The sequence below is a fragment of the Corynebacterium sp. c8Ua_99 genome (genome assembly GCF_039907185.1).
Classification (GTDB): domain Bacteria; phylum Actinomycetota; class Actinomycetes; order Mycobacteriales; family Mycobacteriaceae; genus Corynebacterium; species Corynebacterium jeikeium_D.
The window spans coordinates 23,319-43,679 of the sequence record NZ_JASBOG010000020.1 but is presented as its reverse complement, the minus strand read 5'-3'; the positions used below and the strand labels follow the sequence as shown (position 1 = coordinate 43,679).

General features: G+C 59.0%; 21 protein-coding genes, 1 tRNA gene and 1 pseudogene. 11 read left to right on the top strand and 12 right to left on the bottom strand.

Going from position 1 to position 20,361, the window contains the following annotated elements:
• Positions 1 to 245: 245 nt before the first annotated feature.
• A tRNA-Pro gene (locus QKE19_RS10415) sits at positions 246 to 322 on the bottom strand.
• A 171-nt stretch (positions 323 to 493) separates the two neighbouring features.
• Positions 494 to 1,429 (bottom strand): metallophosphoesterase, encoded by a 936-nt coding sequence (locus QKE19_RS10410; protein WP_347890991.1) that lies wholly within the window; start codon positions 1,427 to 1,429, stop codon positions 494 to 496.
• A gap of 39 nt (positions 1,430 to 1,468) precedes the next feature.
• On the opposite strand from QKE19_RS10410, the gene QKE19_RS10405 reads away from it, so the two are divergent.
• Entirely contained in the window at positions 1,469 to 1,930 is a 462-nt protein-coding gene (locus QKE19_RS10405; RefSeq protein ID WP_049189436.1) for a GatB/YqeY domain-containing protein, read from the top strand.
• Between the two features lie 61 nt (positions 1,931 to 1,991).
• Here the strand turns inward: QKE19_RS10405 and QKE19_RS10400 are convergent, their stop codons facing one another.
• Positions 1,992 to 4,391 carry a transglycosylase domain-containing protein gene (locus QKE19_RS10400; RefSeq protein WP_347890990.1) on the bottom strand — a complete coding sequence of 800 codons (2,400 nt, stop codon included), beginning with the start codon at positions 4,389 to 4,391 and terminating at the stop codon, positions 1,992 to 1,994.
• A 379-nt stretch (positions 4,392 to 4,770) separates the two neighbouring features.
• On the opposite strand from QKE19_RS10400, the gene QKE19_RS10395 reads away from it, so the two are divergent.
• The 4 genes from QKE19_RS10395 (at position 4,771) to QKE19_RS10380 (ending at position 6,930) form a co-directional block, all read left to right on the top strand.
• Positions 4,771 to 5,133, top strand: coding sequence for a WhiB family transcriptional regulator (locus QKE19_RS10395; RefSeq protein WP_347890989.1), 363 nt, complete (start codon positions 4,771 to 4,773; stop codon positions 5,131 to 5,133).
• Between the two features lie 71 nt (positions 5,134 to 5,204).
• Entirely contained in the window at positions 5,205 to 5,366 is a 162-nt protein-coding gene (locus QKE19_RS10390) for a hypothetical protein (protein ID WP_005511670.1), read from the top strand.
• 136 nt (positions 5,367 to 5,502) lie between these two features.
• Positions 5,503 to 5,979 carry a RidA family protein gene (locus tag QKE19_RS10385; RefSeq protein WP_070856814.1) on the top strand — a complete coding sequence of 159 codons (477 nt, stop codon included), beginning with the start codon at positions 5,503 to 5,505 and terminating at the stop codon, positions 5,977 to 5,979.
• Positions 5,980 to 6,114: 135 nt separating this feature from the next.
• Positions 6,115 to 6,930, top strand: coding sequence for an MBL fold metallo-hydrolase (locus QKE19_RS10380; RefSeq protein WP_005511689.1), 816 nt, complete (start codon positions 6,115 to 6,117; stop codon positions 6,928 to 6,930).
• A 188-nt stretch (positions 6,931 to 7,118) separates the two neighbouring features.
• On the opposite strand, the gene QKE19_RS10375 is transcribed toward QKE19_RS10380, so the two are convergent.
• Entirely contained in the window at positions 7,119 to 7,337 is a 219-nt protein-coding gene (locus QKE19_RS10375; protein WP_284847135.1) for a hypothetical protein, read from the bottom strand.
• A gap of 206 nt (positions 7,338 to 7,543) precedes the next feature.
• The gene (gene glxR, locus QKE19_RS10370; protein ID WP_005511668.1) at positions 7,544 to 8,227 is read right to left on the bottom strand and encodes a CRP-like cAMP-activated global transcriptional regulator GlxR; all 684 of its coding nucleotides are present in this window, start codon (positions 8,225 to 8,227) and stop codon (positions 7,544 to 7,546) included.
• A 500-nt stretch (positions 8,228 to 8,727) separates the two neighbouring features.
• Between glxR and nth the strand changes: the two genes are divergently transcribed.
• The 4 genes from nth to QKE19_RS10350 are packed head-to-tail and all read left to right on the top strand — an operon-like array spanning position 8,728 to position 12,476.
• Positions 8,728 to 9,657: an endonuclease III gene (gene nth / locus QKE19_RS10365; RefSeq protein WP_347890985.1), complete on the top strand. Its 930-nt coding sequence runs from the start codon at positions 8,728 to 8,730 to the stop codon at positions 9,655 to 9,657.
• Positions 9,658 to 9,673: 16 nt separating this feature from the next.
• A complete protein-coding gene (locus QKE19_RS10360; protein WP_347890984.1) occupies positions 9,674 to 10,429 on the top strand; it encodes a TlpA disulfide reductase family protein in 756 nt (251 codons plus the stop codon).
• Positions 10,426 to 11,283, top strand: a complete 858-nt coding sequence (locus tag QKE19_RS10355) for a CoA pyrophosphatase (RefSeq protein WP_016421925.1) — start codon at positions 10,426 to 10,428, stop codon at positions 11,281 to 11,283. Before QKE19_RS10360 ends, QKE19_RS10355 begins: the two co-directional genes overlap by 4 nt.
• Positions 11,280 to 12,476 (top strand): MarP family serine protease, encoded by a 1,197-nt coding sequence (locus QKE19_RS10350; protein ID WP_347890983.1) that lies wholly within the window; start codon positions 11,280 to 11,282, stop codon positions 12,474 to 12,476. The genes QKE19_RS10355 and QKE19_RS10350 overlap by 4 nt, the downstream gene beginning before the upstream one ends.
• 718 nt (positions 12,477 to 13,194) lie before the next feature.
• On the opposite strand, the pseudogene QKE19_RS10345 reads toward QKE19_RS10350, so the two are convergent.
• From QKE19_RS10345 to QKE19_RS10335, 3 genes and pseudogenes are all read right to left on the bottom strand, one after another.
• Positions 13,195 to 13,344, bottom strand: a pseudogene (locus QKE19_RS10345) (IS3 family transposase); the annotation flags it as partial.
• Between the two features lie 272 nt (positions 13,345 to 13,616).
• Complete coding sequence (locus tag QKE19_RS10340) at positions 13,617 to 15,122, bottom strand: ATP-binding cassette domain-containing protein (RefSeq protein ID WP_005511339.1); 1,506 nt, start codon at positions 15,120 to 15,122, stop codon at positions 13,617 to 13,619.
• Between the two features lie 450 nt (positions 15,123 to 15,572).
• Positions 15,573 to 15,734: a transposase gene (locus QKE19_RS10335; protein ID WP_244262039.1), complete on the bottom strand. Its 162-nt coding sequence runs from the start codon at positions 15,732 to 15,734 to the stop codon at positions 15,573 to 15,575.
• Between QKE19_RS10335 and QKE19_RS10330 the strand changes: the two genes are divergently transcribed.
• Complete coding sequence (locus QKE19_RS10330) at positions 15,687 to 15,920, top strand: hypothetical protein (RefSeq protein WP_244262040.1); 234 nt, start codon at positions 15,687 to 15,689, stop codon at positions 15,918 to 15,920. The genes QKE19_RS10335 and QKE19_RS10330 overlap by 48 nt on opposite strands.
• On the opposite strand, the gene QKE19_RS10325 is transcribed toward QKE19_RS10330, so the two are convergent.
• From QKE19_RS10325 to QKE19_RS10315, 3 genes are all read right to left on the bottom strand, one after another.
• Positions 15,855 to 16,172: an IS110 family transposase gene (locus QKE19_RS10325; RefSeq protein ID WP_244262038.1), complete on the bottom strand. Its 318-nt coding sequence runs from the start codon at positions 16,170 to 16,172 to the stop codon at positions 15,855 to 15,857. The genes QKE19_RS10330 and QKE19_RS10325 overlap by 66 nt on opposite strands.
• 340 nt (positions 16,173 to 16,512) lie before the next feature.
• A complete protein-coding gene (locus tag QKE19_RS10320; protein WP_347890982.1) occupies positions 16,513 to 17,490 on the bottom strand; it encodes an alpha/beta hydrolase in 978 nt (325 codons plus the stop codon).
• Positions 17,491 to 17,584: 94 nt separating this feature from the next.
• Positions 17,585 to 18,085, bottom strand: a complete 501-nt coding sequence (locus QKE19_RS10315) for a phage holin family protein (RefSeq protein ID WP_016421928.1) — start codon at positions 18,083 to 18,085, stop codon at positions 17,585 to 17,587.
• Between the two features lie 204 nt (positions 18,086 to 18,289).
• Here QKE19_RS10315 and QKE19_RS10310 point away from each other — a divergent pair, with 204 nt between their 5' ends.
• Entirely contained in the window at positions 18,290 to 19,297 is a 1,008-nt protein-coding gene (locus QKE19_RS10310) for a hypothetical protein (protein WP_083326641.1), read from the top strand.
• Between the two features lie 24 nt (positions 19,298 to 19,321).
• Here the strand turns inward: QKE19_RS10310 and QKE19_RS10305 are convergent, their stop codons facing one another.
• Entirely contained in the window at positions 19,322 to 20,221 is a 900-nt protein-coding gene (locus QKE19_RS10305; RefSeq protein WP_347890981.1) for an HAD family hydrolase, read from the bottom strand.
• Positions 20,222 to 20,361 lie beyond the last annotated feature (140 nt).

The following is a 20,361-nucleotide window of genomic DNA, read 5'->3' as shown; positions in this document are numbered from 1 at the left end:
GGCTTGAAAGTGTCATAAACTCAGACAGTTTCACATTTGCAGCCCCTGAGTTTTCGGGTCGACAGTTTTGCCACGTAACCCCGGGCTGTGGTGCTGCCGCAGTTGGGGCCTGACTAGTCGCTACCTTGAGAACTGGACGCACTCTTTGGCTATCAACCCTGAACCGCGGCAAAAAGTAGGGTTCAGTAGCCAATGACAAAACCCTCCCTCACTTGGATAATTCCAGGTGAGAGAGGGTTTCTACTTGGTCGGGGTAGCGGGATTTGAACCCACGGCCTCTTCGTCCCGAACGAAGCGCGCTACCAAGCTGCGCCATACCCCGAGGCCACAGACACAAACTGGGAACATACGTCTCAGTGCTGTGCTTGCGAGGACTTACTTTAGCCCGACGCCGAGTCAGAATGCAAAACGCCTGCTTAACGGGCTGTGGGAACAAGCCGCGGTCTCCGCCGCACCCTTACAAACTACGAACTGCACCCCGACGGACTACGAACTACGAATCCCGCTCCACAACCTCAATCAAGGTCGCGGATGGGCGGCAGAACAAGCGCACCGGGGCGTAAGGGGAAGTGCCGAGGCCATTAGAAACGTGCAGCCACGTCTTCTCGGTCCAGCGCGACAACCCCGAGGCCCGCGAGCGGTCGATACCGCAGTTGGTCACAATGGCCTTCCCGCCGGGCAGGCACACCTGGCCACCGTGTGTGTGGCCAGAAAGCACCAGGTCGTAGCCGTCTTCCGCAAAAGAATCCAACACGTGTGGCTCCGGCGAGTGCGACAGGCCGATAGCGATGTCGGCATCCGCATTCGGGGCACCGGCAATCTGCGAATAGTCCTCCAACTCGTGATGAGGGTCATCCACACCGGACAGCGCCACCTTCACGCCACCCGCCACAAACTCCAGCCGGGCATGGGTGGCATCCTGCCAACCGTGTTCGATAAACGCAGCGCGCATGCCGCGCCACGGCAGTTCGACGCGTGAGGGCTTGCGCTTCTTGCCCGTCAGGTACTTCAGCGGATTGACAGGCCGTGGCGCGAAGTAGTCATTCGTACCGAACACGAAGGCGCCCGGACGGTTCAGTAGGGGGCCGAGCGCTGCGAGGACACTGGGAACGGCCTTGTCACTGCCCAGGTTGTCGCCGGTATTAATCACCAGGTCAGGGTTCAGAGCATCGAGGCTGGCAACCCACTTCTGCTTCAGCTTCTGGTCGGGGAGCATGTGGAAGTCGGAGACATGCAGAATCCGGAAAGGCTCACCCTCGCGCTTTCCCGCCCGGGCGAGCGTGCCGGGTGCCAGCACGGGAACTTGCACACGGTGGAGTTTAAATGCGCGCAATTCGACTTGGTTCGCGTAGATGAACGTCGTCAAGCCAAGCGTGGCGAGAGCTGCGGCAGACCGCAGAATTCGGTTGGGAAAAGCGCGCGATGTCATGACAGAGACACTATCAACTACAGCGGTAGTCTAGGGCGTATGAGTGAACTGAAGAACACAATTGTCTCCGATATGACCGCCGCAATGAAGGCCCGCGACAAGGAAACCGTTGCGGCGCTGCGCATGCTGAAGGCCGCCATCCAGACCGAGGAGGTCTCCGGCTCCAAGCACGAGCTCACCGATGACGAGGTGCTGCGTGTGATTGAGCGGGAAGTCAAGAAGCGTCGCGAGTCCGCTGAGATGTACGCCGAGAACGGCCGCCAGGAACTTGCCGACGCCGAACTCGCCGAAGCAGAGGTTTTCGCCCGCTACCAGCCGGAACAGCTTGACGACGACGCCGTGAAGAACCTCGTCGCGGAATCCGTGGCCGAGGTTGCTGGTGATGACGCGCCGAGCATGAAGATCATGGGCCAGGTTATGAAGGTGGCTAAGGAAAAGGCCGCTGGCCAGGTCGATGGCAAGCGGCTTTCCGAGGCCGTTAAGGCTGCCCTGCAGGGCTAGCGCGGCCTTTCGGCGTTTTTCCTTTTCGGTGATAAGCGTTGGAGCTGCCTTCTAGGGTGAACTAGAACGGCAGCAGTGGAATCAGATCCCGCAAGCTCGGCGCTGGCGGAGTGTTGGGACGAGGGAACTGCGGTAGCGGATCCGGCCGGGTCGTCGTCGAGTCCGGTCGCGGCGACGGCGCCGGTGGTGGGGTCGGACGGCGCGTGCCATCGGCCACGCGGATTGTGACGGTGCCACCCTTGAGAAGCAGCGGCGGCTGATCCAACCCGACCACGATTCCGCGCGACTCACCCGTGTGGGACACTGTACGTTCCTCTACCTTGTAGCCAGCCTTCTTAAGGGTCTCCCGAGCCTCGGCCTTCTGCATGCCCACCACATTCGGCATTTGGGTGATAGAGGTGCCCAGGCCGTAGTCCGAATCCAATGGGGGGAGGTTCTTTCCGCCGTAGTCCTCGATAATTGGGCCGACTGCGCCGAACCATGTCCGCGCGGGCTCGCGACCACCAAAGAGGTTGCCGCTTGGGCACTGGCGCAGCGGCGACGTGCACAGCTCCGTGACCGTCGGGGTGTCGTTGTAGGCGTACACCGATCCGGCCAGACCGCCGGTGAAGCCCAGGAATGCCGCGGACTGGTTCGACTCGGTGGTACCGGTCTTAGCCGCGACTGGGCCTTCCCAATTCAGCTCTTTCGCGGCATCCTTCGCGGTGCCATCGGTGGCGTCATTGCTGAGCGCATTAGCGATCGCGTGCGCGACACCCGGCTCCACTGCCTGCTCGCACGGTGGCACATTCAGCTTGACCGCATTGCCCTTGGAATCCGTGATCGACTCAATCGGAGAGGGTTCGCACCAGCGGCCATTGCTGGCCAGGGTGGCAGCGACATTGGACAGCTCAAGGTTATTCACCGCCGTCGGACCCAGCACGAATGAGCCGAGCTTATGCTCCGAGACATAGTCCGCCACCGAGGACTCACCATCAAAACTGCCCGGCTCCGTGTATGAGCGCATGCCCAGGCGTACCGCCATGTCCATCACGCCATCGACGCCGACCAGCTCCGAAATCTGAATAAAAGGAGTATTCGGCGACCGTGCGAGCGTCTCACGCAGCGACATCGACGGCGGGAAACTACCTACGTTCTCCACGCAGTACAGGCCCGGCGGGCAGCCCTCTGCGCCACCGGTGCCCAGCCCGGAGGCCTCATAACGACGCGGCACCGGGAAGTTGGTATCAATACCCAGCCCCTTTTCCACCGCCGACGTCGCCGCGAAAATCTTAAAAATCGAGCCCGCGCCATTGCCCACCGGCGTAAATGGCTGAGGCTGCACGGTCTGCATTTGTTCCGCATCGAGGCCGTATACGCGTGACGACGCCATCGCGAGCAACTTCCTGGAGTCATCCCCAGGCTCAAGCAAACTCATAACCTCGGCTGCGCCATCCGCAGTCGGTGACGCCTGCTGACGCAGAGACTCCTGCACGCTGTCCTGCACACGCGGGTCCAGCGTGGTCTTCACATGGAAGCCACCGCGCTTGAGCTTATCGGTCTCAATACCGTGGTTCTCCAAGTAGGAGACCACATAATCACAGAAGAAACCGCGATCGCCCGCCGCGATACAGCCCTGCGGCAGGCGCTGAGGCTCTGGGAGAATACCGAGATCAGCTGCCTTGGCGTCCTGAGCCTCCTGCGGGCCAATTGCTCCCGTGGATTCCATAGCCGCAAGCACGTCGTTACGCCGTGCATGCGCACCTTCCGGATTTGTATACGGATCGAGCCCGGAGGACTGCTGAACCATGCCCGCGAGCAGAGCGGCCTGCGGGACATTCAGATCGGACGCGGGAATGCCGAAGTAGGTCTGAGCTGCAGCTTCCACGCCGAAAGCGCCATTGCCGAAGGGGACCAAGTTCAGGTACTTAGTCAGAATCTCGTCTTTCGTCAGCTCATCTTCCAGGTCCAACGCGATGCGAATCTCGCGGATCTTGCGACCATAATCCGTGGCAGTAGCAGCGCGGCGCTCCGACTCCGACTCTGCGTCCACCAGCAGCGTGTGGTTCTTAATCAACTGCTGCTCGATTGTGGAGGCACCTTCCTGCACCGACTGAGACATGAAGTTCTTTACCGCCGCACGAGCAGTGCCCTTCCAGTCCACACCAGAGTGCTCATAAAAGCGCCTATCCTCCACGCTGACCAGCGCATCCTTCATAGCTGGCGAGATGCGTTCCGATGGCACATTAAACCGCCGCTGGTCATAGAGCCACGCAATTGGCTGATCATTCCGATCCGTAATAGTGGTGACCCCCGGTGCGTCCTTAGAAATCACCGACCGCGACGCCGACGCGAATTCATCAGCCGTGTGCGCGACGAGGTAGGCCGAGCCGCCCACAAGAGGAAAGAGGGCGCTGGCCACAATCAACGCTGCCAACACAGTGGCAACGGAGAGCTTGAACAGCGTCGAACCTTTATTCACAGCAATCACACTACAAGGTAGGGCGGATTGAGCCGAAGTGAGTTTTCGAAAATCCGCCTAGAGACATGCCCGGCGAGCCCAGAAAAACGCCTGGCGAGCGGGGGAGGATCGCTACGAGCGCCCTTACAATACCGGGCAACTCGTCGTGTGGTGGTTTCTGGAAAAAGATTTTCATAGTGACGCAAATCACCCCCGTGCTTTTGTTGGAAAAAGTTGCCCCACCTGCATTGTTGTATTTAGGGCTGCGCCACGTCCACCCTCCCAGTGTGACCCAATCGACATTATTTGGGTGGTGTGAATAGACTTACAACAAAATTTCAGCACTATTTAGTTGAAACTATTTCGAAATAACGAAAATCGCAGGCACGAGGAGGCTACAATGACCGCCACGATTCCCGATCGCAACCGCACTGCTACTACGCCAGACTACGAGCTCGGTGTAGAGAGCTTCCGCGATCGTCAGGAGTGGGTCCCGCGCGCTAAGTGCCGCGATATTGACCCGGATAAGTTGTTCGTTCGCGGCGCCGCACAGCGCGAAGCCGCAGTTATCTGCCGCCATTGCCCAGTGGTTCTGCAGTGCCGTGCCGACGCTCTGGATAACCGCGTCGAGTTCGGCGTCTGGGGTGGCCTGACCGAGCGTCAGCGCCGCGCAATGCTGCGCGAGCACCCGGAAATTACTTCGTGGGCCGACTTCTACGCTCAGCAGTACGCAGCTCAGCGCAAGGCAAAGCTGGCTAAGTAAAAACCGAACTTAAACCGAAGTAAAACTGAACCCCCAGCGCGCGAGGCTGGGGGACAGATAAAGTAGCTTCCATGACTACTAAATGGGAATACTTCACCGCACCGCTGCTCATTCACAACACCAAGGCCATCCTGGACAACTTTGGTGAGGACGGCTGGGAACTTGTCACTGTTCTCCCCGGCCCGACCGGCGAAAACCACGTCGGTTACTTCAAGCGCCCGAAGGCTGACTAATTACCTCGGTGTCTGGCACCTAACTAACAACGGCGGTTGTGCTTTCGATTGGCAGCTGACTAACAGTTGGCTGCCATCTTTCTTTGGCCGGCTTTATTCGCCCGGCCCCCAGTCGCCGTGGAAAGGCTTAACTTAAATGAGCAACTCTGAATCTCGCACTCCTTCCCAGACCCTCGAGGACCTGGGGCTTACCCTGCCTGCCGTTGCCGCGCCAGTTGCGGCCTACGTACCCGCAACGCGCACGGGCAACCTCGTTTTCACCTCCGGTCAGCTCCCATTCGTTAACGGCGAGCTCACCCACGTCGGCCACGTCGGCGCAGAAGTCACTGCTGAGGAGGCCAAGGAGGCAGCCCGCACCTGCGCCCTCAACGCTTTGGCCGCAGTCGATGCCGAGGTCGGTCTCGACAATGTCACCCGCATCGTGAAGGTCGTCGGCTTCGTCAACTCCGCCGCCGGATTCACTGGTCAGCCGGGCGTTATCAATGGAGCCTCGGAACTCTTCGGCGAGGTCTTTGGCGAACGCGGCCAGCACGCTCGCTCGGCAGTGGGTGTGAATCAGCTTCCGCTGGACGCTCCCGTGGAAGTCGAAATCATCGTTGAAGTAGCCCAGTAGCTGCTGTATTTGCTGCCGCGACCAGCGGGAATGTTGCGTTCTCCGGGTCGTCGTAAAGCGTGCTTACACCCAAATGAGCCGAATTGGACGACGTGGCGCGCTCCCCGGATTGCGCAACCACGTAGGATAGAGGACATGGAGCATCCTGCGTATAGCCAACTGCGTCAGATTTCTCAGTCTGTGGGCGTCGTTCTGTGCCCGAACCCCAGCTACTCTTCGCTGGAGGGTACGAACTCCTACGTTATTAAGGCTGAGGGGGATAGCCGCAGCATTGTCATCGATCCGGGTCCGGAGGACGAGGGACACCTGAACGTCCTGCAGCGTTATGCCGGCGACGTTGCGTTGATTCTGCTGACGCACCGTCATGGCGACCATGCTGATGGCGCCGCACGTTTCCGCCAGCTCACCGGTGCGCCGATTCGTGAGCTGGAGTCTCAGTACTGCGCGGGAGGTCAGGATCCGCTTGTCGACGGCGAACGTATCGTCCTCGACGGAGTGACTCCGCAGATTGAGGTCGTGGCAACCCCTGGTCATACCGCTGATTCCGTCTGCTTCTTCATCCACACTGGTGATGGAGAGGACGATGTTGAAGGCATCGTTACCGGTGACACAATCGCTGGCCGCCACACCACTATGATCTCGGAGACCGACGGCGACTTGGGTAAGTACATGGAAACCCTGAAAATGCTGGATTCGCGCGGCAAGGGTGTTCGTCTGCTGCCTGGTCATGGTGCTGACCTGCCGGACATCACTGTGATGACGCAGAAGTACATTGAGCGTCGTAAGCTGCGCCTTCAGCAGGTGAAAGATGCCGTTGCCAAGCTGGGCGACGAAGCTACGGTCGACCAGATTGTGGATGAGATTTACACCGATGTCGATCCGGTGCTGCGTCATGCTGCTGAGCAGTCGACTCGTGTGACCCTGCGCTACCTGCGCGATCACGGGGAGTAGTTGCTGGGCTTCGGCTTCGGCTTGGGCTTCGGCCGGTTGCTGGGCTGGTCTGGGCTGGGCGAAATTGAGGCTTGGCTGAAGCTGAGCTTGAGTGAAGCTGAGCTCGACTCACCGTATGAAAAGAGCGTGTGACCTGCAGTTTTGCGGGTTGCGCGCTTTTTGTTTGGGCTAGTGCCGGTTGGGGTGGGCTAGTGCCGGTTGGGTGGGTTGGCCTCGTCGGGGCCAGCCCAATCACTTATCGATGAGGTATCCACTTGTCGATGAGCTATAGCGCGCGCATAAGTGAACAGCGCATCGATAAGTGATTGATGCAAGGAGAAATCGGTGAATGGTGCATCGATAGGTGCCGGGAAAGCATCGATAAGTGGCAGAAAAGCATCGATAAGTGCGCCAAACTTGGCCGGCATGCCAGGTCAGCATGGCAGGCCGGCATACCAGGTCAGCATGCCAGGCCAGCGGGGGAAGACAACAAAAATCCCGCGAGCCTCATGCGTTTCATGTGCTCCTACGGGAACCGAGGATCCAAAAGCAGAGGCTGCGGGATGTGAGTCGTTTGGGCAGCGCCGCAAGCGCCACAAGCTAACGTGCGCCACAAGCTAACGTGCGCAACAAGCTAACGTGCGCGGCGGGCCAAACGCTCCGTATCGGAGATGAGCACGGACTTGCCCTCAAGGCGAATCCAGCCGCGGTGGGCGAACTCTGCCAGAGCCTTGTTAACGGTCTCTCGGGAGGCGCCGACGAGCTGTGCGATTTCCTCCTGAGTCAGGTCGTGGTTCACGCGGAGAGCAGAACCTTCTTGAACACCGAAGCGATTGGCCAGCTGAAGCAGGGACTTAGCAACGCGACCTGGGACGTCGGTGAAAATGAGGTCAGCCAGTGAATTGTTGGTGCGGCGCAGACGGCGGGCCAGCATGCGCAGCAGCTGAGCTGGAACATCAGGGTGTGAACCAACCCATTCCTGCAGCTGATCGGCACTCATGGACGCGGCGGAAACTTCGGTGACGCAGACCGCCGAAGAGGTGCGCGGGCCCGGGTCGAAGATGGAGAGCTCGCCGAACATGTCGGATGGGCCCATGATGGTCAACAGGTTTTCACGACCGTCGGCTGAGCGGCGAGCCAGCTTCACCTTGCCATCAATAATGATGTAGAGCCGATCGCCCGGCTCTCCCTCATTGAAGATGGTGGTTCCACGCGGGAAGCGAACCGTCTCGAGCTCGCCGAGCAAGGCCTGCACAGCCTCCTGGTCGACTCCCTGAAATACACCGGCCCGGGAGAGAATCTCCTTGACGTCATCCACGGTAAAATTCTCCTGTCTTGGGCCACTAACCACCGTAAATACAGGCCAGCAGCCGCCAAATTAGCACTCGACTACAGATTGCAGTGGCCAAACAGGAAGAGAAACTGCCCCGTCCCACTAGTCCCACTACTTTCGGTCTTTCCCGGTAACGCCGCTGCCAGCTTTCAAGGCAGGTTCATCCCTGGGCGAATTTCACGACAAAACGCCTCTACAGATGCATCCCAAAACTACGCCGTCACCAAGATGTGATAAACACCACTGTAGCAAAAGAGCCACTGCGCCTGTGGGGAATTCTGGTGAAAAGCCGCTGAACTGTGTATTTATAACTAATAATTCGCTAACGGTGTTCCAAGATGTGGTGGGGCATGACTTCTTTGGTTTTTGACCGAATATGCCCGAGCTGCTACCGGTCTTATCCGCATTCCGGACGAATCGAAGGATTCGGCCCGCGAAAGGTGCGCACGCGAATTGCAATCCGGGGTAGCCGATACACTACGACCATGGATACGACTGGCAAGGCATCGTCGTTAAGCACGCACCAGATAAGCAAACCCCAGCCCACGCACCCGCAGGGATCCCTGACGTCGAAGAAGCGTCGGGCGGTGGGGGCGCATCCGGCGGCGCGGGGGAAGGAGACGCACCTGGGTATGGTGCGGCGCGCGCGGCGGATTAACCGCACGCTGGCGGTGGCGTACCCGAATGCGCACTGTGAGCTGGACTTTCGTAATCCGTATGAGCTTGCGGTGGCGACGATTCTGTCGGCGCAGTGTACGGACGTGCGGGTGAATATGACCACGCCGGCGCTGTTCGCTAGGTACCCCAGCCCTGCCGATTTGGCGGTTGCGAATCAGGAGGAGGTCGAGGAGCTCGTTCGGCCGACGGGTTTCTATAGGAATAAGGCCGCGAACATCATCGGTTTTGCGCAGGGGGTGATGGAGCAGCACGGCGGCGAGGTCCCGGGCACGTTGGAGGAGCTGGTGAAGCTGCCGGGCGTGGGGCGAAAGACGGCAAACGTGGTGCTGGGGAATGCTTTTGGGGTGCCGGGTTTGACGGTCGATACGCATTTTGGGCGTCTGGTGCGGCGCATGGGTCTCACAGAGCAGGAAGATCCGGTGCGCGTTGAGCACGAGATGATGGAGGTGCTACCGCGCGCGGAGTGGACGTGGTTTTCGCATCGCCTGATTTTCCACGGTCGCCGGGTGTGCCATTCGCGCCGGGCGGCGTGCGGGGCGTGCTTCTTGGCGGCGGATTGCCCGTCGTATGGTGTCGCGGGTCCGGCGGAGCCGGAGACGGCGGAGAAGTTGATTAAGTCAGACGACAGGGAATGGCTTCTCTACCTGGCCGGTCTTAATGACGGCTACAGTGGGGAGGAACTTTCCGCGCTTGACGACGGGGATAGCGCGCGCAACACCACAGCGACACAGGACTAGTCGAGGAGCACTTTTCGTGAATGAGCAGGGCGGTCATAGTCACAATGGTGGCCACTATGAGGGTCGGCAGGTGGACGTTAACCGTTCGGCATCGCTGATTACGCTGCTCATCGCGGGAATTAGCATTGTGGGTCTGGTGATTTTCGCGATTGTGAATACCACTGGTGGCAATGACGAGGCCGACGGTGGTGGGACTGGATCTGGTGTGAGTGTCGGTGCGGATGGCGCTGGCAATGGTGATGGCCGTGATGGTGACGTGGATGGTGCACCGGCAGCGCCAGCGATGTCGAAGGATGAAATCGCGGCGGTAGCGGGTAGTGGCTCGCTGAGCGGTGTGCGCTTGCCGCTGTTGGCGGAGTCGGGAGACTCGGCAGGCCAGGACAACGAGGTTGGGCAAGCGGAGCTGGTGGACATGGGGCAGGTCGTCGAGGGCAAGCCGACAGTGCTTAATGTCTGGGCGTGGAACTGTGCGCCGTGTCGCCAAGAGCTACCGCTTATTGAGCAATGGGCCAAGGACAATCCGGACGTGCAGGTGGCGACGGTGCATGCGGCTCGCGAGGCGGGGCGTGGCCAGGCCTTCCTGCAGGAAATCGGAGTGAAGCTACCGACCTACTCGGACACGGTCGACGTGGTCGGACCAGCGTTGAATCTACCGCGAGTTGTGCCCATCACCGTGGTGTTTAAGGCAGATGGCACGGTGGCGACCATTCATCCTGGTGAATTCACCGATGCGCAGCAGATTACTGATCTCGTGCGAGGTGCATTGAAGTGACTCAGGGACAGTCGTGGAATCGTGACGCAAGCTCGGGGCTGTATCTGCCGAAGTGGTTGACCAATAGTTTGCCGCCGCACCTGGTCAGCGCTGATCACGACGCGGCAGGTCACGCCAGCAGCGCCAGCCACGCCACAACAGGCCACTCGGAGCAGCAGGTGGCCGGCCGCTCCGCTTCGTCGTCAAGCGTGAAGCGCGCGTTTGCGAAGTTGCGGCGAGACTCCTCGACGCAGGAGAAACCGTTGCGGAATCCGGCGCGGTCGGCGGTGTTGGTGCTGATCAGCGGTGATGCGGAGGCGCACCAGCGGCCGGAGGATGCCAGCGTGGTACTTACGCACAGAGCGACAACCCTGCGTAAGCATGCAGGCCAGATGGCTTTTCCGGGCGGTCGTGTCGATCCCGAGGATGTGGATGAAATCGATACCGCGCTGCGTGAAGCCGAGGAAGAAACCGGCCTGAACCGAGAGACGGTGACGCCGGTGCGGGTGCTGGACTCGATTGACATTTCGCGGACTGGCTTCGCGGTGAATCCGGTGTTGGCGTATTGGCATGCACCGCATCCGCTGCGTGTGGTCGACCCTGCAGAGACGGAATCGGTGCTCAATGTGCCAATTAGCCACCTGACGAATCCGGACAACCGCATGATGCTGGGCTATCACGGCTGGACAGGACCGGCATTTAAGGTTGGTGACTTCGTCGTTTGGGGCTTTACCGGCGGCGTGCTGTCCTACTTGCTAGACGTGGCCGGCTGGTCGGAACCGTGGGACGACACCAACGTGCAGAAACTTTTGCCGGTGCTCGCGCGTTCCGCTAATGGTGAAAAACTGTCCGTACTGAAGGGAGGCCGACGATGATGTCTGCAATCGCTGTGTTTGACGTTGCGCTGCTGGCGGTCTTCATTTTCGCGCTTATCGTCGGCTGGCAGCAGGGCGCCGTCTCGTCGATTATGGCCATTTTGGGCGTTGTCCTGGGCTTGGTCATTGGTGTGCCCTTGGCGCCGCTAGCTATGGCGCAGGTCGAGAACCAGTCGGGAAAGGTGCTTTTGGGCCTCGGCACGGTGATTCTGTTGGCGTTGATTGGTCATGCGGTGGGAACAGTGGCAGGGCAGTCGCTGCGGAATACCATTCGCTCGCCGCTGGCAGTCGGCCTGGATTCTAGCCTCGGTGCCATCGTGCAGTCCGTGACGGCGCTGGTAGTGACATGGATGATCGCCGTACCCCTGGCCACCGCCGTGCCTGGGCAGTTTGCCGACTGGGTGCGTGAGTCCAAGGGCATGAACCTCATTGACCAGGTCGCGCCCGACGAATGGAGCGACGGCTTCAGTGGCATCCTCCGTCAGCTCCGCGATGATGGAATGCCCGCCATCGCTCCGCCATTCGGCTACAAGCAGAACGTCCCCGATGAACCCGCCGACCCCAATGTGATTTCGCAAGGTGTCGTCGACAGTATTCGACCGTCCATCGTCCGCGTCTTGGGCGAGGCCCCGCAGTGCGAACGCTTGCTGCAGGGCACGGGTTTTGTCATCGCGCCGGATCTGATTCTGACCAACGCGCACGTGGTCGCTGGCGCCACCACTGTTCGGCTGGAAACCGTGGTCGGCATGGCTGACGCGAACGTCGTGCACTACGATCCGCTTGACGACGTCGCCCTGCTCAGAACCACCGACCTACCCCTGGAGCCCATGCAGTGGGCGAATCAGGAAGCTCGTCCGGGCGATGACGCGGTAGTGCTGGGCTTTCCCGAGTCCGGGCCCTTTAAGGCCACACCTGCGCGCGTGACGGAGAACATCATTATTCGAGGCCCGGATATTTATTCGTCGACCAGGCACGAGCGTCAGTCCTATGTTCTGAAGGCAGATGTGCGCCACGGCAACTCGGGCGGCCCACTGATTACGCCGCAGGGTCAGATTCTGGGCTTGGTCTTCGGTGCCGGTGTGAATAATGACCAGACTGGTTACGCGCTGACGCACGCCGAGGTTCAGCCACACATTGATGAGGCGATGAATAACTACGGGGCGATCAGCACGCAAGAGTGCGTGGCGGGGTAGGAGCCAGGGAGCCTATGTTTTTTCAAGCTTGAATCGGAATTTCTAAGTGAAACTCTTGGTGGCTAGTTCATTCACATCAGGGGGCGTTTTAATTGCTCTCAGGGGCCTGTCTAGGGGTGTTTCGCAGTTGTTCCTGTTGGGTTGCCTCTGGTTGTTGGGGTTTTCTTATGACTGAGGTGTCCTGGGGCTTTAGATGCAGGTTTCTGGTACCGGTATTCCGAAGAATCGGTACTTCCACCTTCCGCGTAGTTGGTACCGGCACAGGGGCCGGGCCGACTGCGGCAACCCGGCTGGATGCAATAACAGTTCGGAGTTAACGGGCGCTGGCCGCGCGCATGTTGAGGTCACCAATGTGGGTTCGGTTGTTCGGTGTCCGCTGTGTTGCAACCAGCTGTTCGACAGTAGTGTTGGCAATGGATCGGTAACGGTTTGGTTGGCCTCTTGGCAACTTAGGACGTGCGGGGCTCTCGGACTGCGCAACGAGATGTTGTCGGCCTGGTATCGCGACAGTGTTGTATCTCGTGGGCAGGGCTCCAGATGGATCGCTCGAAGCAGGAGCTGACGCAGACACAGACAGCATCAGACGACGGTACTTCCAACATCAACTATGAGAGAAAATCGTTTGCAGTTCCGGCTACACAGAAAAACAGGTACCAAATGCGCAGAATCGCGGTACCAACTATCCCGAATCGACATCCTGAGTTTAGTTCCGCATATTTTACGACCCTATGTTGATGGGCTGGGTGTGATAGTAATCGGTTTTTATTTCCTGTGGGGTGGCGTAGCCCAGTGCTTCTTGAAGCCGATTGGTGTCCCCCCAGTACACCCACCGCAAGGTGGCAAGCTCAGCTTCCCCGACCGTCGCCCACAATGCTAAGCGCGTGACATGGCAAAATTACGGCACCTATAGTGACTTCATAAAAACACAGCAGCCTATGCACTTGGCCCCATTTTCAATGATGACCGCTCAAGACGGTGGAAAAATACGACTCAAAGTGACAGCGAGTGCTTTTGAGGGGGCACAATGCATGGAATCACGATATCGTCATGGTTCAATTCAAAGAGGCGCTGCCTGAGCACATTCGAGGTGTCAATTACTCGCCCGTTTTCGTGTGCCGACTGACCCATTGCAAAATGCTTTTAAAGCTCGATGGTGCGATCCAGCGAAAGGTTCGAACAGAAGTATTCATCGTGGCTGACGACGAGTAACGCTCCGCGGTAGGCAGAGAGAACGTCGACAAGCCAGTCCACGGTGGGGATATCCAAGTTGTTAGTCGGCTCGTCAACCAGCAGGAACTGCGGTGCGGGGGACGCAAGCAGCACGCGCGCGCACTCGACGCGGAACCGCTCGCCTCCGGAAAGTTGCCTCACCGGTGCGTGGACACTGTCATTCTGGAACAACAGTTGCGCCAGCTTGTCGCGGATAAGCTGCAGGTCAGCCTGCGGATTGCTTTCCGCGACCAGCTCCCACACACTCTTTTCCGCCGGCAATGTGATGCGTTGGCGTAGGTAGCCGCAGGGCAGCGCATAGTCGACTTCGCCGCTGGCAATCCGATTGAGAAACGTAGTTTTTCCCGACCCATTGGCACCGGCGAGTCGAACACGTTCGGGGCCGACGATTGTCAACATCTCGCTGTCCAGAACGCGCGTGGCATTGGGAAGGCTGGTATCGGGAAGCTCGATGTGAACGTGAGTGTCCTCCCGCAACCTAAGCTGCGCCAAGTCATAACTTGCCCGAGCTTGTGACACCGAGGCTGCGGCATCACTGGCACGCTTGGCTGACGAGACCTGAGATCGGTTCTTATCGTTTCCCATGGCCATGCCGGGCTTGCGTTTGGAGGTAGCGAACTTTCTCCCACGGCGGGCGTCACGGGCGAGCCGTGTCTGCATCTCGGCACGTTGTCGAACTTCCTTGTGATAGGAGGCTCTGGCCTCACTTACTTCCGCCCGCACGGCTTCCTGTTCGTGGTCGATGGTTTGACGGTAGTGCTCAAAGTTTCCGCTAAACATACGTAATGAGCCGTGATAGAGCTCAGCGATCTCGTCAGCGTGGTTGAGCAGCTCCCGATCGTGCGAGATGACCACCATGGGCACCTGGGAAGCGTCAATCATATGTAGGAGGCGCTCCTTGGCGGCGGCGTCGAGATTGTTCGTGGGCTCATCAAGAACAATCATCTCTGGTTGGGAGAAAAACAACGCCGTCAGCGCCACAGCGACTGCCTCTCCTCCCGACAGGCTGCCGACGCTGCGAGTAAGAGAAAAATTCAATTCCGACGCGCTAAGGGCGGCCTGAATCCGTTCCTTTAGATCCCAGTTGTCAGCAACGATGTCCGCGAGTTCCTCGGAGTAGTTGCCCGCTTCGATCTCCGCTATGGCATCTAAGATCTCGCGGGCTTTAAATACATCTGCGATGGTGTCGGTCACTTTGAGCCCTAAATCTTGGTCAAGGTAACCGATTTTAGGGGCCTCCACCGTGCCAGAAGTGGGTTGATAGATGCCGGCCAATACCTTAGCGAGGGTCGATTTTCCTGAGCCATTAGCGCCCACAAGACCGGTGAAAGGCGCAGTGAATGTAGCGCTTAAGTCTGAAAAACAAGGAGTGCCGTCTGGCCAGGCAAAAGAGAGGTGGGAAAAAGAAATAGGCATGCCAAGTTCCGCCTTCGAGTCAACGATGAATAAGAGCGCGTCGAATTAGGAACGAATCTTCATAGGCCGAAACTGTACTTCAAACCAATCTGAGCGTCAAAGCTCACCAACTGTAAGAGCGCGCATGATGGTCTACTGGGGGTGGCCCTATGTTTTTGTCAAGCCCCAATCGGAGTTCTTAGGTGAAACTCTTGGGGATGGGTTCTAGGCACGGTTTATTGAGCCCATCAATTGGTGTTGGTGGGACTGATTGCTGCTCGACTTAAACTGCTACTGATTGTTTGGTAGGTGCGTTTCGGTAGAATTCCTTGTTTTGAGCATGGCGTAGATGACGTTACATCTACGTCTGGATAGGCACATGAGTGGGGCGCATTGTGGCGTTTGCCTTTTGCTCTTTTGCGCCCGTAGTAGGTTCGGGACGTTTCGTGGCTTCGCATGGCAGCAAACGCTTCAGTAGAACAGAGCATTTTTCAGTCGCTTGTTTCCTGTATTGGATGGGAACTCACCTCGCATTGATGAGCCTGATCTTCGTGTCACAGGCGCAATTCCTGCATAGGCGGTCAGATGACCAGAGAATGCGAAGTGGGATCCATCACCGATGGAAAGCGGCATCTGCGCTGCGGTCTTGATGCCGATTCCCGGCATGCTGGATCCAAGACCTCGGAGGCAGGAAAATCCTCCAGCATGTCCCCGACCTGGCTGGTGATAGTTTCGCGTTGGGCTTTTAGTGCTTTAATGTTGGCTGTCAGCGAGAACACGCTCCAGGCTGGGGTAGATTTGGGTGAGCACGCTGCGTAGCCGGTTGACGGTTCTGGTGCAGTCACGAGGTATGTCATCGTCAAAGCCGGATAGCATCTTGAGGGCTGAGAGTACTTCGCTGTTTCGACCAACCGACCGCAGGGTGTGCGGCATTGTTCGTGCAGTATCGGCGATGATGAAGGCGTCGCGATTGTCGGTTTTCGCCTGTACAGGGTAGGGATTCGTGGCTTTTCGCATGGCCAAGCCTGGTGAGTAGCCGACCTGGCAACCGCGTTGGCGGGCAACCGCAATGGGTAGCGCTCCGATGGTGTTGGGATTTGCCTACATCTAGGCCAAGGAAAATGTCGATGGGAGTATCCTGCGACATGGATGGTTCCTAGGGGGAAACGTGGTGGATTTGCCAGTCGCTGGTGTCATGGCATTCGTGGAGCACACCCACGTCTACATTGAGACCTGGAGATTCCGGCTGCGTCCCTATTAGCTGTCATCGAATGTCCTGGTGCCGGGTGGCACTACTCCCGGATTATTGAAACTACAGGGCGATTAAGTCATGCCCAGCCCAGCGACTATCCCCATTATCGGGGATGACTTCAAGGTAACGGGGCAGGTAGAGGGCTAAAAGGCCCGATCCTTAAGATCCCTCCGGCAACCAGTGCAGGTGATCCCTGATTGCCTGCACCACAGCCTGAGGTTTCTCTGCCGGCAGGAAGTGCCCACAATCCGGCACAACGCGCACGTGATTCGAGCTGAGCTCCACTAGCGCACGTGGGGTACGAGTGTCCTGCTCGCCGACGAGCAGCACCGTGTGCTCATCGCTTTTCGACGAGCCCTCCACCGCACTCAACCACTTGCGGAAAGCGGCCGGAGCCGGTCGCGTCCACCAATTCATGTGAGCCAGTGCAGGGCGGAGTGCACCACTGGCCAGGCTGTCAGCCATGAGTTCCGCGGTCTGTTTTCCCTCGGAGGTCTCGGCGAACCCCTGCCCGGTGGTGGACATGGACTCGCGCACGATGCGGTCAATAAGCCGCTGCTGGCGAGCCTCAGCCGCCTGCGTGCTGAACTTATTGCGACGCAACTGCGGTACCCGTGGCCGCGAGTCCCACCACGAACGGCGCAGCAGAGGAGCCAGGCTACTGCGGAAGTCCTCCGACCACGGGCTCTTCAACTGGTTCAGCCACACTTTCGGATGTGCAGCACCACAACCAATAATTCCGGAGACAAGATTGGGCTGCCGCGAAGCCAACGTCCACGCCACCCAGGTGCCGAACCCCTGACAGACCAGCAGCGCGGTCGAATGCCCCAACGAGCGAATCGATGAGGCGATGTCCTGGGCCGCCTCAAACGGATCGTAGCCTTGCGGTGTTCGGTCGGACTGACCGTAGCCACGCATAGAAATAGCCACAGCGTGCACGGGGAGGGGGTCTCCCGAGTCGTCGTTAAGCAGTGGCAAAACCTCGCGCCATTCAAACCAACCGCCAGTCGAGCCGTGAATAAACAACACGAGCGGATCGGAGGGGCGGCCGCACTCCGCGATGTGTAGGCGCTGGCCGCGGACGTGAATGAGACGATGACGCCAGGGGCCAGTGAGAGAATCGCGGAGGGAGGTCATGAGGGGAAAATACCTTATCCGAAGGGCTTAAACCGGGACTGAATAAGACAAAAGGGCGAGACCAACAAAGTCCCGCCCAATTTCTTTCAAGCCTTTAGGTGTACATACCGTTCGACTGCGAAGACTTCTTCGCCGACCCCGACGGCACGACCCCCTTCAGCTCCTGCATCGACTCGATGGTCTTCTCCGGCTTGCGGATCGACTTGACCTTCTTCAGACCCAGCAGTGCTGCCACACCAGCGATGACCAGCATCAGAACGAAAACGATGAGGAAGGCAGCCCAGGTTGGCAGCCAAACATCCAGCAGCCAGCCGAGGAAGAAGAAAAAGAAGAACGAGGAGTACAGCGCGACGACGCCGGCAACCGCGAAGAAGCCACCGCCAACTGCGCCCTTCTTAGCCTCGCCAGCAATTTCGGCCTTGGCCAGCTCAATTTCAGAGCGAACCAGAGCGGAAATCTGCGAAGAAGCATTAGACACGAGCTGGCCGACGCTAGCATCACCCGATGCGTTGCTATCCACATCACTCAGCGGGATAGCGGTAACACGCGGTTCGGTGCCGTCGGTAAAGAGACCCTTCGTATCGTCGTTGCTCACGTGTACTTCCTCCTACGCAGATGGTTGGAAAAGATGGTTTGAAACTTTAAAACTGCAGTTACAAACTGCCATACTACCTCTGATTGTGGGTAGGGCGCGCCATAAGGGCGAAAAAGCCAAGAACTCGTTGAAGTTTTTCTCATCTTTGACCATTTCTATATAAGTTTGTCACTTACTTAGCGGTGAAGAATTAGGGTGTGGGATATGAACAATCAGCCTGAGAACGTGCGTGGAGCCGATGGAGTTGGTGCCGGTGCTGGCAATGGTGACGGCAATGGCGCCGGTGTCGGAAAGGGTGGCCTAGCTGGCATGAGCCTGGGTGTGTCCTCCGTGTCGGCGAAGAAGCGCGCAGAGCGTGAGGCAGCGCAGGCGAAGGCATCTGAATCGGGTGCCGGTGGCGCTGACAGTGCTCCCGCCGCTGCTATTCCGCAGCTTGACCCCAAGGACCCCCTCGCGCCCCTGTGGCAACTCGACGGCGTTGCGCACGCGGCTGATGTTGCGGCCAAGGCCATCCAGTCCGTCCATAGGCACAAGGCCAACCTGCGCAAGCACAACGTCACCGGCTCCGAGTCGGTCCTGCGTGGCGCTCGGGCATCGGCGTGGCTAGAAGGCGGCGAGCCATCGCTTCCCGACGACGGCAATATCACCGACCCCGTGCTCGCAGCAGCCCTGCGGGTTGCCGACACCATTTCCCCGGAGTCAATTGGTGAGACCACTCGCGTGTGGCAGCGCGCTCCGCAGCAGGTGCTGGCCAAGTTTGCGCTGAACGCATCGCCCGCAGGTGAAACTGAAGACGGTTCCGAGCCGCGGATGAAGGCCGGCCGTCCGGTCGGTGACGACAAGCTCTCATCCGCGATGAAGGAGCAGCGTCTGCACGTGCTCGGTGACTTCATCACTGGCCGCAGCCAGATCCATGCTGGTGTGCTCTCGGCGATTGTGCACGGTGAGCTGCTGACTCTGCGCCCCTTCGAGTACCACAACGGCATCATCGCCCGCGCCGCCTCGCGACTGACGACTGTCGCAACCGGCCTGGATCCGCGTGGCTTGGCCGTGCCCGAGGTCTACTGGACCCGCCACCGCCAGGAGTATTTCGAGGCCGCAGAGGGGTTTGCGTCGGGAAGCGCTGATGGCCTGCGTGCGTGGATTCTCCTGCACCTGGAGGGGCTGAAGGCCGGTGCCGTGGAAGCACGCGGTATCGCCGAAGCGGTGTAGGCAGGCCGGCTGCTGGATGGTGAGTTAGTCGGCCTTTGACTCGTCGTCGTTTTTGCGCAGTGCCAACAGCGTCGCACCCGCGCCAAGCGCCAGTGTGACGCCGGCAAGAATTGCAGCATTGCGTTTCGACGGCGCGCGAAACAGCGGGACGGGATTCCGGAATTGGCGCACAGGCCACTCACGCTCCGTCGCAATCTTGCGCAGGGCGCGATCGGGATTGACCACGACGGGATGGCCGACTGCAGACAGCATGGGCTCATCAGTGATGGAATCCGAGTATGCGAAGCATTCGGCCAGGTCGAACTGGCGCTTTTCCGCTATCCGACGCATCTGCACGGCCTTGTTTTCGCCTCGGCAGAAGAACTCCGTTTCACCCGTGAAGAGCCCATCGCGGACCTCCAGCTCGGTGGCCACCACGTTGTAGACACCGAGCGCCTGCGCAATGGGCTCAACAATCTGTCGAGCCGATGCCGAGATAATGAACACCTGATGCCCCTGTGCGCGGTGTTCACGAATGAGCTCCAAGGCCTCGGCGTAGATGTACGGAGTGATGTTCTGCTCTAGGGTTTCGATGGCGACCTGGCGCAGCTCCCTTGCGCTGTGACCAGCGATAAGGGCGGAAAACTGCTCGCGGGTGGCCTCCATTTGCGCCTCATCGTGCCCCTGCGACATGTACAGGGCATGGCTGAGCGCCATTTGCAGCATGTCCGTCGGCGAAATGATGCCGCGCTCGAGGAATTGCTTGTTGAACGCATATGCCGAGCTCTTGGCAATAATGGTTTTATCCAGGTCAAAGAACGCAGCGACGCGAGAGCCAGCGGTGGCGTGGAGGCCTGCAGCGATTTGGGTATCTTTAGAGCTACTCGTGTCCGTAGAAGCGCGCGGCTGCGGCGTTGTTGAAGCCTTGTTCTCGCCGGTGTTCATAGACTCCGAGCTTACCCATGGATGTCGGACCCGGGGAGAGCATTATGAGTGTTTAACTGCTGGGTGGGGGACTGGGGCGATTGGGGCGTGGCAGTTTTGGGCGCGATTAATCGAGGAGACGTGACATCGAACATATTGGG